Here is a 15050-nt window from a genome sequence, read left to right as displayed (position 1 = left end):
GAGGCGCCACGCCATGTCCGCCACCGCACCGAAACCCCCCGCACTGCCGCCCGGCTGGGAACGCGCGGCACAGCAGCCGCCGCCCGCCCCGCAGCCCGCGCCTCCACCGGCCGATACGGCTCCATTGACGCCGGTCCCGGCGCCCGAGATGCCGGTCCCGGCGCCGGAGGGACAGCAGCCGCACGGAGGCACGGCAGGCGACATCCTCCGGGAGCCGCCCGCGCATGACGCCGCCGCAACCGGCACCGGCACCGACTCCGGCTCGGACACCGACGCCGACACCGAGCAGAGCCTGAAACTCCAGGTGCGCGCCGTGCAGGCGATGTGCCGCCACGTCTTCGCGTTCCGCCTCGCGATGATCGCCCTGGCCGCCCCCTTCGCCCTGGTCCACGCCGCCCCCGGACTGGCCGTCCGCCTGGTCGGCGCCGCCGTCGTGGTGACGTTCATGGGCTCCTACGTCCTCTTCCGGGACTGGGAACGCTTCGGCCCGCTCCTCGTGCGCCACCCCACCCTCCTCGCCGCCGACACCGTCCTCGGCGCGCTGCCGCTGATCGCGGCCGGCCCGGACAGCACGCTCGCCTACGTCAGCGTCTGCACGCCCCTGCTCGCCGGCATCCTCTACGGCTGGCGCGGCGCGGCCGTCCTCGCCTCGCTCCAGTCGCTGATCCTGCTGCTCGTCCAGGCCGCCGAACAGAACCTGCACGCCCACCTCGCCCAGTCCGCTCTCGTCCCCGGCCTGTGCCTGGTGGCAGGCGCGGCCGGCGCCAGCCAGCGCACCCTCCTGCTGCGCTTCGGCGCCGCCACCCGCGCGCTCACCACCGCCCACGCCCGCCTGGCCGCCGTGGAGGCGGTCAGCGAGGAACGCGCCCGCCTCGCCCGCGACATGCACGACTCGGTGGCGAAGACCCTGCACGGCGTCGCTCTGGCCGCCGACGCCCTGGCCGCCACGGCCGGCGCCGACCACCCGGACACCGCCCTGGTGAGGCAGCAGGCCGACCTCGTCGCCCGCTCCGCCCGCCGCGCCGCCACCGAGGCCCGGGAACTCCTCACCGACCTGCGCCAGGAGCAGCACGGAGGTCCGCCGCCCACCACGGACCTCGTGGCGGACCTGACCGCCGAGGCCCGCGCCTTCACCAGCCGCACCGGACTGCCCGCCGTCTGCCACCCCGCCGGCGCCCCCGTCCCGCCCCTGCCCGCCGCCACCGCCCGCCACCTGCTGGCCGTGGCCACCGAGGCGATGGAGAACGCCCACCGCCACGCGGACGCGACCCGCGTCGACGTACGGGCGGACGTGCACGACGGCCTGCTGTGCATCAGCGTCCACGACGACGGGAAGGGTCTGCCTTCGGACACCACGCTGGAACGGCTCCGCGCGGCAGGACGGTTCGGCCTGGTCGGCATGGTCGAGCGCGCCGCCGCGGTGGGCGCCCGCATCCGCATCGGCCGCGGCACCCACCCGACCGGCACGGAGGTCCGCCTGGAACTCCCGCTCACGGCCCTGCCCGCACCCCCGGCGAGCGGACCGAGCCCCTGAGCCACGTCACCGTCTGCACCGCACTCCCGCAGCGCCCCGACACCGGGGCACATCATCCCCCGACCGAGACGAGCGGCCCGAGAGGAGGCCACCGATGCAGGGTTCGCCCCCGCCCCCGCCCGCTTCCCTGCGGGTGGTCGTCGCCGACGACAACCCGGTGGTCCGCGCCGGACTGACCGCCCTGCTCGACGGCCGCTCCGGTATCACGGTCGTGGCCCAGGCCGCCGACGGCAGCGAGACCCTGCAGGCCGCCGCACAGCACCGCCCGGACGTGATCCTGCTCGACGTCCGCATGCCCGGCCTGGACGGCCTGGCCGCCCTGCCCCACCTGGTCCGCCTGGCCCCGGTGCTGATGCTCACCTACAGCCGCGAGTCCCGGATCGTGCAGGAGTGCCTGCGCCGGGGCGCGAGCGGCTACCTCGTCCACGGCGAGTTCACCGCCGAACAGCTGGCCGCCGCAGTGCGCAGCGTGCACGAGGGCGGCGCCCACTTCACCTCCACGGCGGCCGGCGCCCTCGGCCTGGGGCCGGGTGCAGCGCGGGCCCGGATGCCGAGGGCGGCGACGCCTGGCCATGGGGACGACACAGCCCCCCTTCTTCCTCCGCCCCCGCGCTCGGGTACGACGGCGTCCGCCACGCCCGAGTGGGGCCCATCCCGTCCGGCCGCCGTCGACCGGGACAAGTTCCGGCTCAGCGCGCGGGAAGCGGAGATCATGGACCTCATCGCCAGCGGCATGACCAACCGTCAGATCGCGGCGGCCTGCTTCATCAGCGAGAAGACCGTCAAGAACCACATCAACCGCATCTTCGCCAAGCTCCACAGCACCAGCCGCGCCGAGGCCGCCGCCAAGTGGCTGGGCACGGCCCCGGACGCGACCTCGCAAGGGAGGGGAGAAGAAGGGTGAGCCGGACCGTGCTGCCGCTCTGGGTCCGGAATTGGGCCCAGGGACCCTCGGCCGAAGGGAATTCCCGAGCGTACGTTCCCGGTGTCGCAAGCGGCACCGACACGCAACCCGGAGGGGATCACCATGAGCGACCGGCTGCTCAAGACCGCGGTGGCGACCAAGACCCGCCTGCACGGCTGGAAGAACACCACCGTCGACGCGATGAACCGCCGCATGGGCGACAGGGGCCAGACCGCGGTCGAGTATCTGGGGATCATCGCCGTGGTGGTGGCGATCGTGCTGGCTATTACGGGGACGAGTATCGGGCAGACGATCCTCGACAAGATCACCGGGCTGATCGCCAAAGTTGGCAATTGAACGGACGGCGTTGCAGGGACGCCGGGCAGGCCTTCCCCATCTACATCACGGTGGTGGCGGGTCTGCTCTTTCTTGCGCTCGCTTACTTCGCTGTGGGGCAGGCGGCAGTCAACCGGAACAGTGCTCAGACGGCGGCCGATGCAGCCGCCTTGGCTGCGGCGCAGGACACCCGGGATCAGCTTGCGGGCGAGTGGGTGAAGGACGTGCTCGAACCGACCAAATGGCAGGACATCTTCCAGGGCAACGGCCAAGGGATCCGGTCCTCCTGCTGGCGAGCCTCTCAGCTGGCGCAGCAGAACGACGCTCACCTGCTGGATTGTGACCCGGACGGCCTGCTTGGCTACACAGTCGAGGTCCAAACCAACAAGACTATGGGGAAATCGCTGGTTCCGATCACGGAAGCGACCCGGTCGAAAGCGCGGGCCACCGCCGTGATCGTGCCGCTCTGTAGTTTCCAGCCCCTGGCTGGAAAGGCTGGTCATGATGAGTTGCCACGGTTGTCCTGCAAGGAGGACTGGGATCTCGATCCCAAGCATCTCACCGACCTGCCTGAGCCCCATGACCTGTTCGACGTTCACCTGGTCGACCGGTAAGCGAACGACAAGTGATTAAGGAACCAGAGCGATGAGCATGTGGACTGCAAGGGTTCGTAGGGGGGCGGTCGTCTTGGCCCTCGCGGGCAGTCTGGCCCTGGGCGCGACTGGCTGCGGAGGCGGGGGAGAGGACAAGAAGCCGGAGGCTCAGGCGTCGAACGCGAAGCAAAGCAACGGGTCTGAGCCGAGTGCTCAGGAGCAGAAGGCACAAGCCCCTGTGGCGGAATTGAGGGGACCGGACGGGCTGCTCCTGCAAATCTTCTCTGCTCAGCGGGACTCAGGCGGGTTCGTCACGCTGAACGGCGATCTGAAGAACGACGGAGCCAAGTCGACAGTCATCCCGTCACGCCTGAGCGGCGACGAGACCGAGGTCATCAAGCACGGGCAGTCACTCGGTGGTGCGACCCTCGTGGACTCGCAGGGCAAGAAGCGCTACTACGTTCTGCGGGACACGGACGGCCGGCCCTTGACGACCACTGGCCTTACGACCATCGACTCGGGGCAGACCATCCCGGTCTTCATGCAGTTCCCGGCCCCACCCGCGAGCACCACCGAGGTGACCCTCCAACTGCCCACCTTCTCCAGCGCCACCGTCAAGATCTCCGGCTGAGGCGGCCTGCGATGACCACCTACACCACACGAACCCGCCCGCGCCTGGCCCTCACCCTGACCGTCGCCGTGCTCCTGGCCGCAGGGCCGCTCTACGGCGCTTCCGTGGCCCGCGCGGACAGTGGACCCAGCGTGCCCCCCGGCACGCAGCCCTCCGCCTCCGCACCGGTGCAGGTCGACCCGAAGGACCCCGACCTCAAACTGTCCGAGGGCGCCACGCTCGCCGCGCCCAAGGTGCTGGACATCAAGTCGGTGGTCGAGGACAAGGGCGGAGAGGAACGGCGTGAGGACACCAACGCGGACGTGACGTTCGCCCTGCAGGCGGAGGTGCTGTTCCCCAAGGACAGCGCGAAGCTCAGTGATCAGGCCACGGCACGCCTCGACGCGGTCGCGCAGGAGATCAAGAAGCAGCACGCGACGCAGGTCCGTGTCTTCGGCTTCACCGACAACCTCGGCACCCACGAACACGGTGTCGTGCTGTCCAAGCAGCGCGCCAACGCCGTCCAGAACGTGCTGGCGCAGAAGCTGAACGATCCGGACATCACGTTCGACGTCCGTGGGTACGCCGAGGACTACCCCATCGCGGACAACTCCACCGAGGAGGGCCGCAGGAAGAACCGCCGGGTGGAGGTGACGTTCCCGCGTACGGGGAGCTGATCCCTACAGCAGGTGGTCTGCCCTCCCCGCCTTGATCTCGCGGATCAGTGCGCGGAGGGCTTCCTTGCTGTCCACCAGCGGGTGGTCTTCTTGGCCGGCGATGGCGATGTAGGCGTTGCCGTCGCTGTCGGTGCCCAGGCGGAAGCAGTTGGCGCCTTCGGCGCAGAACGGCTCTTCCCAGGTGATGTCACTCATCAGTGCTCCTCAGAAGTCGACTGCGATGTTGCGCATAAAAGCTCGGGACTCGGAGGGGGACAGAGACACCGCCTCCATCCAGTCCAAGTGTGATCGGTACTTGTCGAGCTGGGACTGGCCGTGCAGAAACTCCGGACCATGTGCCGAGTCGAGTTCCACGGTGTCCAGCTGCGGCACACGCGCTTCGGCGTACATGACCGCTTGTCCTGCGCCCGGGAAGGCTCCAGCCTTGAACGGGATGACGCGTACGTCGATGTTCTGCCGCTCCGAGATGTCGCAGAGGTGGTCGAGCTGCGCCCGCATCACTTTCGGGCCGCCGAACTCGATGCGCAGGGCTGCTTCGTGCACGTATCCGACGTAGGTGATCGGGTTGTCGCGGTGGAGGACCTGTTGCCGCTGCATCCGCAGGGCCACGCGCAACTCGACCTCCATAGGGGACAAGGCCGGCAGTGCCATGGAGAACAGCACGCGGGCGTAGGCGTCGGTCTGGAGGAGGCCAGGCACATGCATGGCCAGTCCCGCGCGTACCTTTCGTGCATGCCATTCCAGCTCGGCGATGTCGAGCAGGCCCGCAGGCAGTTGGCCTCGGTAGGTCTCCCACCACCCTCGCCTGCGGTCTGCGGCCATCTCGGCCAACGCATCGACGTAGGCCTGATCCCGGCAGTCGTAGTTGCAGGCGAGAGTTCGCACTCGATCGGGTGTGATGGCGCGAACCCCTGACTCGATGTTGGAGATCTTCGTTCTGTCGAGACCGAGCAGTCCGGCGGCGTAATCCGTGGAGACCTCCGCTGCGAGGCGCATCTTGCGCAGCTCCGCGCCCAATCGCTTCTGGCGTTCTGTGGGCGTAGCCCTCGGCGGCATATGTCACATCCTCCAGTGGTCGCAGCGGCAGTCTGTCTGCTGGGTCCCGCGCGGGTCCACACATTAGTGGCAATCTCGACGATGCGGTGGCAAATTGCCACTTCCGTGCACTACCGTCTGTGACAGGTCGATCACGGCCCTCCGCCATCACGGAAGTGCATCTCCCTTGCCATGCCAGGTACGGGCGACAGGCCACCGTACGCGCGGAGTGACAACCATTCCTACGCGCTTGGGAGTTGCCATGCCCGTACCCGCATCCGCCACCTCGGCCTGTACACCTGTCGAGCCCATTGCGTCACCCCCCACCCCCGACACCCTCGCCTACAGCCTCACCCTCCCCGCCGCCCTGCGGACGCCGGCGATCGTGCGGGCGACACTTCGCACGGTTCTGCCCGCCCATGGCCTCGACGACATCTCCGCCGCCGCGATCCAGGTGGCCAGCGATCTCGCGGCCTGTGCCTGCCGGTTCACCGCCGCCCCGGAGATCTACTTCCGCCTTCGTTTCCGTGACGAAGCCCTCCGCCTTGTCCTCTACGACGCGCACCCCCGTCACACCCATACCCACCTCGCCGCCGCCTGCGACGCGCGCCGTCGGTCGATGCTGCGCCTGGCGGCCTGTGTGGTGCGGGCCTGCGGCGGCGACTGGGGGTTCGGTGCCGCGCGGGAGCCGGGCGGGGGCACGCGGACGTGGGCGGTTCTGCCCAGGGCGGGAGCCCGGGCGTACCAGGCCGGACGGCGCAGGGGAGGGTGACGACGAGGTGGCCGGGAACGTCCGGTTCACGGCTCACGCTTGCCGGGGCCGGGCTTCGCTCCGAGGGATGGTCGGGCCGTTCCGTTCCAGGTCGTGGTCGTGGACGTGGCGGGCGAGTTCGACGCGGGAGCGGATGCCGAGCTTGCCGTAGATGCGCCGCAGGTAGTAGTTGACCGTGTGCGGTGACAGGTGGACGCGTTGAGCCACCTGGCGGTTGGTCAGGCCTTGTGCGACGAGGCCGGCGATCCTCCGCTCCGTGTCGGTCAGCGCCTCAACGGTCCGTTCCGCAAAGGCCTGCCGCTGGTGATCCGTGGGGTCGACGAAGGTCATCCGGCCCACGAGGTCCCGCGTGGTGAACGTGCCGTGCGGAGGCCTGGGCTGGGGCTGGGGCGTCTGCTCCCAGGTGCCCGGAGCGGTCTGCCGTTCGTCCAGCAGTGCCCTCAAGTCTTCGGCCGCGCAGGCCCGTGCCCACGCGTCCTGGTGGTCCCGCGCGGCCCGCGCGATGCCGTCCGGGTCGCACTCGTAGAGGCTGCGGGCGTGCAGGGCGGCCAGGCGCACGCCCGGCGCTTCCGGGTTGTCCGTTGCCAGCCGTTCCACGGTCCTCAGAGCCGCGTCGGCGAGCGCGGGATCGCCGGTACGGCGGGAGAAGCGCACGAACCAGGCCGCAGCGCCCGGCTCCGCCAGCAGCAGCGGCCGGGAGGACGGCAGCGGACCGGGGGAGACGGCGAGCAGGCCGGACGCCTCGCGGACCTTGTTCCGTGCGGCGTGCAGCAGTACGTCGAGCCAGTGGCAGTGCAGTGCCAGGTGCGGGAACGCCTTCAGAGCGGACCGGCTTGCGCGGCACTCGGCGAGATGGGCGGCCGCCGCGTCGGTGTCGCCGGCGAGCAGGTCGGTGCGGCACAGAGCGGCTGACGCCCAGGCCGTGAGAACCCGCAAGTCATGATCCGACGCGGTGCGCTGGACGTCCAGGGCCTGCCGGCGTGCGGCATCGAGGTTCCCGGACCGCAGATGCGCCGCGGCCCGGACGAGATCTCCGGCGAGGCGGAAGGCGAGGTCGTCCTGGTCCACCGGTTCCCCTGCGGTGATCTGCCGGAGGAACTGGTCCGCCTCCGCCGTGCCGCCCAGCGCGACCAGTTTCGCCGCCAGTGCCAGCCGAGGGTACGCGCCGTCGGCCGGAGCATCGGACGGGACGGAAAGCTCGACGGCACGGCGGCCCCAGTGGAGGGCCGGACCTGTACGGCCCTCGGCCCACTCCAGACCGGACAGCACGAGCGCAGCGGTCTGCTCGGCCTGGGGACCGGTCACCGCCAACCGGTCGAGCACGGCGTCCGCCCAGGCATCGGCGGGGGGAGGGAGAGGCAAGGAACCGGCGGACGCAGAGACCACCGGGTCTGCTGCGAACGCGGCCCCGGCTTGTCCGCCGGCCAGCATGAAGCCGGTCAGGAGACCCCTGAAGACCCTCTCCTCGTGCGCGGGCAGGGGCCGGCCGAGCGCACTGCGGACCAGCAGCACCACGGACTCGGTGTGCCCGGCCTGCAGCAGGAGACGGGCCGCCGCGGTCGCGTTCGCCTCGCCCGGCACCGGCCCGGGCTGCTTCCGCGCACGCTCCCGGCGTCCCGGTTCGGCCGGATCGTGCTCCGGTGCGCCGGCCTGGTCCCCGTACCGCTGCGCCTCCTGGCGCAGGGCGGCGCGCACGGCTGCGGGGATCGACTCGTACACCGCGCGTCGCACCAGCGCGTGCCGGAAGCACACCCCGTCGTCGGCGAAGGTCAGCAGACCGGCGGCCACCGTCTCGTCGAGGGCGGGCAGCAGGGCGGCGGTGCCGGTGCCCAGCAGGGCCGCGGCCTGGGAGAGCGAGAAGGTACGGCCCAGGATCGTGCCCACGCGCAGCAGTTGCACCGACTCCCGGGACAGCGGCCGCAGATGGTCGTCGATCGCGGCCCGTACCCGTGCCGGAAGCTGCCGCGGGGTGAGCCGGAGCAGCTCGCCCTCGGGGCCGATACGGCCGTCCTCGGCCAGGCCCTCCACCAGCTCCACGATCAGCCGGGGGTTGCCGTGGGCGCAGGTCACCACGTCCAGCAGGCCGGGCTTCGGCTCCACTTCGATGAGGTCACGGACCAGATCGCGGACCGCCCCGGCGGTCAGCGGCGACAGCTCCAGCAGGTCTGCCCCGACACCGGCGACCGCACTCGGCGGCGGTGCCTGCGCCGTGGCGGACCGGGCGAGCAGCAGCGTCGGAGACGGCGCGGGATCCTGCCGTACGGTGGCCAGCACCGTGCGCAGGTCACCGGCGGTCAGGTCTCGTACGTCGTCGACCACGTGCAGCGAGGAGAGGCCTGCGACGTGCGGGGGAGGGCCCGCCGGCACCAATACCCCGGGACCCGCCGGGCGGTGATGGTGGACGGCTATGCCCCGCTGCCGGGCACGGTGCGCCGCTTCGCTCAGCAGTCTGGTCTTGCCGATGCCGGCCTCACCGCTGACGATCAGGACCCGGGGGCCGTCGTGGACCGGGCGGTCGATCAGGCCTGCGATGCGCCGCTGTTCCTCCTCGCGACCGTGCAGTCCGACGTCGGGCATGCTCACCCCCGGGTGTCGATGTTCTCGGCCAGGAGCCGGTGACGCGTCGACCATGCCGGCCACCGGAACAGGAACGAACCGTCTCCCCCGGTGGCGGCCCGGGCGCGGTGACCCTCCTCACCCTGTTGTCCGACAACCCTGCTCCGCAGCGCTGGTCACCGTAGCGGATCCGGTCCCGCGGCCGGCTCGGTCGCGGCCGCACCACAGCCATGACAGGCAACCTGCGTCCGGCCCGCGCGTGTTCCGGGTACCCGGACGGACTGCTCGACCGGGTGGTCCCCGCACTGCACCGGTACTGCTCGCCCAGGTAGTCGTCCTCGCCACGCCCGGTCAATACACTGGCGTGCAGGTTCCGGCAGTCCGTCGGAACCCAGGCTGCACAGGAAGCGAGCGCCGGTGTCGTCCGCACGCCCGAGCTACCGAGAGCTGCTGACCCGTGAGCTGTCGCTGTGGGCGGCGATCTCCCTGGCCGGCAGGGCGCCGGTCGCCATGGCGCCGCTGGCCTTGGTCTTCCTCGCCCGGCAGAGCCCGGGTGGCTACACCCTCGGCGCGAGCCTGGCCTCCGCCTACGTCCTGGGCGAGGTCGTCGGCGCGCCCCTGCTCGGGACCAGGCTGAGCGGCGGCCGGCAGCGGCTGCAGCTGTCCGCCGGGCTGATGGCGGGCGCCCTGGCCTTCGGCGCCCTGCCGCTCGCGCACACCGCCCCGTCGCCGGTTCTGCTCGCCCTCGCCTTTCTGGCCGGTGCGGCACCCGCCGCCTGCCCCGGCGGTCTCCGGGCCATGCTGACCCGGCTGGTGAACGAGGATCTGGTGTCCCGCGCGCTGAGCGCCGAGGCCACCTTGACCCAGTGCGTCTGGGCCGCGGCACCCGGCCTGGTGGTGATCCTGGCCCTCCAGGTGTACCCCGGTGCACCGCTGGTCCTGGGTGCCGTGCTGATGGCCACCGCCTCGCTCCTGCTGCTGCGGCTCGAAGAGCCTGAGGCCGCGCAGCCTGCCGCGTCCGCCGAGCGATCCTCGGCGCCGATGACCCGGACCCTGCTGTCCGGCTGGCCCGTCTACCTCACCAGCGCGGCCGCCATGGCCATGCTGGCCACCGCGGAACTGGTCCTTCCGGCCCTCCTGGAGGACCGGCACATCGCCGTCGGCTGGTCGGGTCTGCTGCTCGCCGGCTTCTCACTGGCCAGCGCGGCCGGCGCGTTCTGCTACGGCCTGCGGACCTGGCCCGGCTCGGTACGCGTGCAGAGCCTGGTCTTCCTCGCCGTCACCGCCGGCTGGGTCTGCCTGATCACGCTGCTGCCGGGTCTGGCGGGCATCGCCGTGGCGCTGCTGCCGGCGGGTTTCTTCCAGTCCGGCGTCATGGTCACCCGCAACCTCAGCCTCCGGGAACGGCTGCCCGAGCATGCCCACGCCGCCGCCTACTCCGTGATGTACGCGGTCCAGGGCGTCGGCTACAGCCTCACCGCGTCGCTGTCCGCGGTCGCTCTGAACCTGGCGTCCCCCTCGGCCGCGATCCTCGGCGGTGTCGGCATCACGCTCCTCATCACCGCCGTCAGCGCCGCTGCGGAACGCCCCCCGAAGCCCACGGTCACCCCTGGTCCGCCCCTCTCCACCGGGGCGGACCAGCGCGGCTGACCCGCCCTTAAGCCCCACCGTAGGTCACGCTGCATCTCCGGCGTTCTTCCGGCAGACGCAGTGGGCGAAGGCGCCGACGGCGCAGGGACGAGTGGCCGGCTAGTGGGAAGCCGCCCCCCCGGCTGTTACGGAGTGCCGCGCAGGTGTCGCAGCAGTGTCTCGAAGGCGGACCAGCCCTCGACCGACTCGCCGTCCCCGAGCGGGTAGTAGTAGCCGGGCCTGGTCGCGGCGCCGAGTCGTACGGGGGCGGTGGCGAGCGGTGGGCGGGCGGCGATCGCGGGGTCCGCCTCGGCGACTTCGGTGGGGCCGAGGGCGTAACCGAACGGCACGGGTGGCCGTTCGAAGTGCGGCGGCACGGTGAGGTCGGCGCGAGCCTCGCGCAGTTGGGCGAGGAGGGTGCGCAGGTTGTGCCGTGCGGTGAGTTCGGCGGCGAGGTCCGCCACGGCGGACACCGGCGGCTGCTCGCCCTCACGGAAGCCGATGGCGAGGGTGATGTCCTCCTCGACTCCCTCTGGTGTGCGCAGCACGCGCAGGGTGGCGAGGGCGGGCCGGTCGGCCGAGCCGACGACGACGGTCCAGGTCGGCCGGGGCGCGCGTTCGTAGGCCAGGTCGGTGAGGTGGCGCCGGGACCAGGGCAGGTTGGCGGGTTCGGCGGTGCCCCAGCCGGTGGGGAGTTCGCCGGCGAGCGCCTGCCAGGCGGCTTCCAGGGCACCGCCGAGGAGCAGATGGGCCTCGGGCTGGTGGACGGTGCGGAAGCGCAGGAGGAGCTGGCGCTCGCCGGTGCGGGCGGCGTCCGCGAAGGCCGAGGCGAGCGGGGTGTGGCCGTCGGAGGTCTCGGCGGTGCGGAAGGCGCCGTCCTGCCAGCGCAGGACGGCGCCGGTGAGGCCGTCGTAGTAGCCGCAGTCGGGGTCCTGGACGACCCAGCGTGTGGGCGGGCCGGTGAGCGCGGTGCCGGTGGGCAGGGAGAGGCGGCAGTGGCGCGGTGTGACGATCTGCAGGGCGCGCTCGCTCTGCAGGGCGGCCCGCAGGGCCTCGGACAGCCAGCTGGTCATGGCGATGACGGGTCGGTCCTGGAGGACCACGGCGACCTTGTCGGTGAGCACGTCGACGGCGGGCTGTGCGGCGGCGGGGGTGGGGACGGCCGTGATGCCGGAGGTGTCGACGGGGTGGGACGGGTCGTCGGCGCCGGGCGCGTCCGGCGGCCAGACGGTGCCGCCCAGCAGGGTCGCAAGACGCGCGGCGAAGGCCCCGGTAGTCATACGGAGGCCCGTCTTTTCCTCTTGGTCGATCGTCGGTTCTCCGGCCGGCGCCGCCGTCCGGAGGAGCGCGCTCGCCGGACTGCGGCGGACGAGCGTGCCGCGGTCAGGCAGGCTCGCCGCGCGCGGGGCACGAGTGCGCCGCGCCCGGGCAGGCCAGCCGCGTGCGAGGACACTGTGCGCGCTGCTGAAGTCGTCATGGGTTTCCGCTGGCAGGGAGGGCATGCAGCCGCTGCCGGAGCGAGATCGAGCGGTCAGGTGCCGGCAGCAAGGGCCTCGCGAACGAGTCCTCGGACCTCTTCGTCGCCGATGGACATCACATAATCGGCGAAGCGTCGCCGCTCGGGCCCCGGCGCGCGGTAGATGAGCGTGACGGCATGCTTCAGCGCACGCGGCGACGAACCTACGCTCAGCACGCGCAGGGCGAGTTCGACTGCCAGCGACACGTCGACCCTGGCCACACCGACAGCCAGGTCGACGAGCTGGGTGGTCAGGTCGAACGACCGCTTCCCGCCGTCCGCGATGAACCGTACTCCACGTTCCACGACGTCCCGGACGTCACCCAAAAGCAGCCTGAGCGTGGCATCGTCGACAATTTCGCCGAGCTTGTCCTCGAAGTATTCGCTGTCAGCGAGCCGAATGAGAGCGCGCAATACCTCGACGCGCTGTTCCCCGGTGCCCTTCTCGGTGACCATGTCCCTCTCGCCGGCGGCTGCCGCGAGCTGCGCGAACGTACTGTCCACCGAGAACTTGCGATCGATCAGAGCCCCGTACCACGGGGCGTTCTTCGGATCCGCTGCGGCGCGGATCACAGCCTCGTAGCCTTGCGGCTCGGCCCATGTGGTGAGAGCGAGGCAGGCGAGGAAGCGCTCGGACTCCGGTGCCGCCGGGTCGTTCATCAATTCGATGATGCCGGGGACTCGTTCCCGGTACCTGGTGTCGTCGAAAGCGTCGAGGATGACATCGTCAATGTCCTCCGCGGGATGGCCGTCGAAATCGGTACGCAGCAATTCCTGAAATCGTGTCATGGTCCTAGCCTTCTGCCCGATCCATCCAGTAGTCGACGACCGCTAGAATGGTACCTTGATGTACTCACGCGGGTACGTCCTTGGCGGGGAGGCGGGTGACCTTTCTTGACACCGCGGCTGGGGATGAGGTGGGAGGCGGACGCCCTCCTCCTCTTGCCCGGTCCCGCAATCCGTGGGGGCCGTGCGGCACAGTTCAACCGGGTCCCCGCGCGTGCTGGTGGTCGACGACACGGCGTAGGCGATCGACGACGACCGTCGACGCCGGCTCCAGGTCATCGTCCACCTCCGCTCCCTCCCCGGCGGGCAGTTCGCCTGCCTCCAACGCCCCCGCCTCCGCTTTCTCGCTGTGACGGGAGCGGAGGCGGGGGAGGCCGGATGGTGCGGGCGCGGGTGAGGGGCGCAGCGCCGAGGCGGCATCCTCACGTCTCGAACTCGCCCAACCAGGATCGCTTCAGCAGATGTTCGGGCAGGTAGTCGGATTCGACGTCGATGGGCATGCCGACGTCGTAGGCGAGGCAGGCGATGGCCAGGGGGCCGAGGGCCACCACGCCCTCCGTGTCCAACCGGCGGTCCTCGTCGGCGGCCCAGAATTCTTTGTGCAGGTGCAGGGACCTCACGAGTGAAGCGTTGAACCGTTCCACGTCCCGCTGCAGGAAGTGCAGGAACAGTTCGAGCGGCGGGTACAGCAGCTTCAGCATCAGTTCGCGGTCGGCGACATGCAGGACGTCGGGGTCGGTGCCGCGGAAAGCCTCGGTGATTTTCTCTCCGAGGCCGGGCCGCTCGGTCCAGTAGGTCTGCAGGGTGTCCACCCAGTGGTAAATGTACTCGTCGTAGACCGCGCCGGAGGCCCGCAGCAGTCCGATGGGTACCTGGGACAACTGCGTCATGCGGTCCTGGTCCCGGCAGACGACGGCCAGCCAGAACGCGGTGACCCAGTTACCGGCGTCGGTGAAGTGAGCGGGAGCGATCGCGGGGATCGTGCGCATCTCGTGGGCGATTCGGCACTCAACGGTGTCCTGCTCGGTGGTCGCCGCCGCGAAGAGCGCGGCGGCGACTTGCATGGCGGCGACCCACGCTTCCCAGGTCTCCGACTTGTCGGCGGTTGGGTCATGGATGCTGTGCAACTGGGCTGTGCTTACGGCATCTGCAAACGTCAGCCCGAACATTTCCGGATGATCAGACAATTCGTCGATAGACCTCAATGTCTCACGGCTGCTCATTTCCAGAATTCGTGTAGGATCGCCGCCGGGGTATTCCTGACGGGGTACGCGAGTGGTCATCAATCACTCCTTGGTCTCACTTAAATGTCGAACTGGTACTTTTTGTACCCAGCATACCTGCCGTCAGGGGTGGCGTCTGCTTTCACCAAAACATAGTCCACCTTCCCTTCCTTGAGCGCGGCGCGCAGGTTGCTTGCGAGCTCTGCCTCAACCGGGTCATTCTTTGTTTTACTGCGCTTGCTCATCTGGTGAAGGATGGTCTCGAAGTACTCACGGGTTCCCTGCTGGACCCGGTTGCCGCGATAACTGGTGCGCTCGCCCAGACTGGCTCTGGCTGATCCCTTGGCTTCGACAACCACGTAGCGGCCGTCTGGTGTCCGATAGATCTGATCGAATCGATTGTTGCCAAATTCCCCGTTGTCGATGCGCTCCGCTCCTGGATATGCCTGGGGAATGGCATGGTGTTCCGCCACGTGCTCGCCGAATAGTTCGCTCTGCTTGAGCATCTCTGCGTGCAGTGGGGAGTGAGCTTCCTCGGCTGCGTCTCGCGCGGCTTCCAGTTCCGGAGTCGGGTTTTCGGCGTAGGCTTTTTCTGCTGCCTCAAGTCGATGTTCGGCTGCGGTGTCCGCGATGATGGCTTGGTGACGATTCTCTGCCCATTGAGCTTCTTCAGCGTTGCCGCTCCAGGGTGAGTACAGCTTTGGCGATTGACGTCATGCGGTTCGGGCTGCAGCGGGCTGTGCGGAAGATCCGCCAGGACTTCAGGCCGGCGACACCGCGTTCGACCGGTGCCCGCGCTGCGGCCAGGGTCCGGTTGACGGTCTTCTCGGTGGGGGTGAGTTCCTGCAGGGGCCTGCGTTTGATGCCCGTGGTCAGCCA

The 15050-nt window shown here is 70.2% G+C and carries 16 protein-coding genes; 8 read left to right on the top strand and 8 right to left on the bottom strand.

Annotated features, from left to right (window positions below):
* The first annotated feature begins 13 nt into the window (after positions 1 to 13).
* From IE286_RS21950 to IE286_RS21925, 6 genes are all read left to right on the top strand, one after another.
* Positions 14 to 1534 carry a sensor histidine kinase gene (locus IE286_RS21950; RefSeq protein WP_189798485.1) on the top strand — a complete coding sequence of 507 codons (1521 nt, stop codon included), beginning with the start codon at positions 14 to 16 and terminating at the stop codon, positions 1532 to 1534.
* 94 nt (positions 1535 to 1628) lie between these two features.
* A complete protein-coding gene (locus tag IE286_RS21945) occupies positions 1629 to 2438 on the top strand; it encodes a response regulator transcription factor (RefSeq protein WP_189798484.1) in 810 nt (269 codons plus the stop codon).
* 123 nt (positions 2439 to 2561) lie between these two features.
* A complete protein-coding gene (locus tag IE286_RS21940; protein WP_189798483.1) occupies positions 2562 to 2795 on the top strand; it encodes a Flp family type IVb pilin in 234 nt (77 codons plus the stop codon).
* Positions 2792 to 3388: a pilus assembly protein TadG-related protein gene (locus tag IE286_RS21935; RefSeq protein ID WP_189798482.1), complete on the top strand. Its 597-nt coding sequence runs from the start codon at positions 2792 to 2794 to the stop codon at positions 3386 to 3388. The genes IE286_RS21940 and IE286_RS21935 overlap by 4 nt, the downstream gene beginning before the upstream one ends.
* A 31-nt stretch (positions 3389 to 3419) precedes the next feature.
* Complete coding sequence (locus IE286_RS21930; RefSeq protein WP_189798481.1) at positions 3420 to 3998, top strand: hypothetical protein; 579 nt, start codon at positions 3420 to 3422, stop codon at positions 3996 to 3998.
* A gap of 11 nt (positions 3999 to 4009) precedes the next feature.
* Positions 4010 to 4654, top strand: a complete 645-nt coding sequence (locus IE286_RS21925) for an OmpA family protein (RefSeq protein ID WP_189798480.1) — start codon at positions 4010 to 4012, stop codon at positions 4652 to 4654.
* Between the two features lie 3 nt (positions 4655 to 4657).
* Here IE286_RS21925 and IE286_RS21920 read toward each other — a convergent pair whose 3' ends face one another.
* Both IE286_RS21920 and IE286_RS21915 read right to left on the bottom strand, forming a co-directional pair.
* Positions 4658 to 4849 (bottom strand): hypothetical protein, encoded by a 192-nt coding sequence (locus IE286_RS21920; protein WP_189798479.1) that lies wholly within the window; start codon positions 4847 to 4849, stop codon positions 4658 to 4660.
* A gap of 9 nt (positions 4850 to 4858) precedes the next feature.
* Positions 4859 to 5710, bottom strand: a complete 852-nt coding sequence (locus IE286_RS21915; protein WP_189798478.1) for a helix-turn-helix domain-containing protein — start codon at positions 5708 to 5710, stop codon at positions 4859 to 4861.
* 241 nt (positions 5711 to 5951) lie between these two features.
* On the opposite strand from IE286_RS21915, the gene IE286_RS21910 reads away from it, so the two are divergent.
* Positions 5952 to 6461, top strand: coding sequence for an ATP-binding protein (locus tag IE286_RS21910; RefSeq protein WP_189798477.1), 510 nt, complete (start codon positions 5952 to 5954; stop codon positions 6459 to 6461).
* A 33-nt stretch (positions 6462 to 6494) separates the two neighbouring features.
* On the opposite strand, the gene IE286_RS21905 is transcribed toward IE286_RS21910, so the two are convergent.
* Complete coding sequence (locus IE286_RS21905) at positions 6495 to 9038, bottom strand: helix-turn-helix transcriptional regulator (RefSeq protein ID WP_189798476.1); 2544 nt, start codon at positions 9036 to 9038, stop codon at positions 6495 to 6497.
* Positions 9039 to 9434: 396 nt separating this feature from the next.
* Here IE286_RS21905 and IE286_RS21900 point away from each other — a divergent pair, with 396 nt between their 5' ends.
* On the top strand, positions 9435 to 10667 hold the full coding sequence (locus IE286_RS21900; RefSeq protein WP_189798475.1) for an MFS transporter: 1233 nt from the start codon (positions 9435 to 9437) through the stop codon (positions 10665 to 10667).
* A 125-nt stretch (positions 10668 to 10792) separates the two neighbouring features.
* Here IE286_RS21900 and IE286_RS21895 read toward each other — a convergent pair whose 3' ends face one another.
* The 5 genes from IE286_RS21895 to IE286_RS21875 form a co-directional block, all read right to left on the bottom strand.
* Positions 10793 to 11926 carry a DUF6177 family protein gene (locus IE286_RS21895; RefSeq protein WP_189798474.1) on the bottom strand — a complete coding sequence of 378 codons (1134 nt, stop codon included), beginning with the start codon at positions 11924 to 11926 and terminating at the stop codon, positions 10793 to 10795.
* Between the two features lie 251 nt (positions 11927 to 12177).
* Positions 12178 to 12951, bottom strand: a complete 774-nt coding sequence (locus IE286_RS21890) for a hypothetical protein (protein WP_229863334.1) — start codon at positions 12949 to 12951, stop codon at positions 12178 to 12180.
* A gap of 419 nt (positions 12952 to 13370) precedes the next feature.
* Positions 13371 to 14231, bottom strand: coding sequence for an immunity 49 family protein (locus tag IE286_RS21885; RefSeq protein WP_189798473.1), 861 nt, complete (start codon positions 14229 to 14231; stop codon positions 13371 to 13373).
* Between the two features lie 20 nt (positions 14232 to 14251).
* Positions 14252 to 14677, bottom strand: a complete 426-nt coding sequence (locus tag IE286_RS21880) for a hypothetical protein (RefSeq protein ID WP_189798472.1) — start codon at positions 14675 to 14677, stop codon at positions 14252 to 14254.
* 163 nt (positions 14678 to 14840) lie between these two features.
* Positions 14841 to 15050: transposase family protein (locus tag IE286_RS21875; RefSeq protein ID WP_229863332.1), on the bottom strand; the 210-nt coding region annotated here is incomplete at its 5' end.

It is taken from the genome of Streptomyces thermodiastaticus, assembly GCF_014656135.1.
In the GTDB taxonomy this organism is placed as follows: domain Bacteria; phylum Actinomycetota; class Actinomycetes; order Streptomycetales; family Streptomycetaceae; genus Streptomyces; species Streptomyces thermodiastaticus.
Note: the sequence above shows the minus strand (reverse complement) of the source record. Positions and strands in the feature narration are given on the sequence as shown.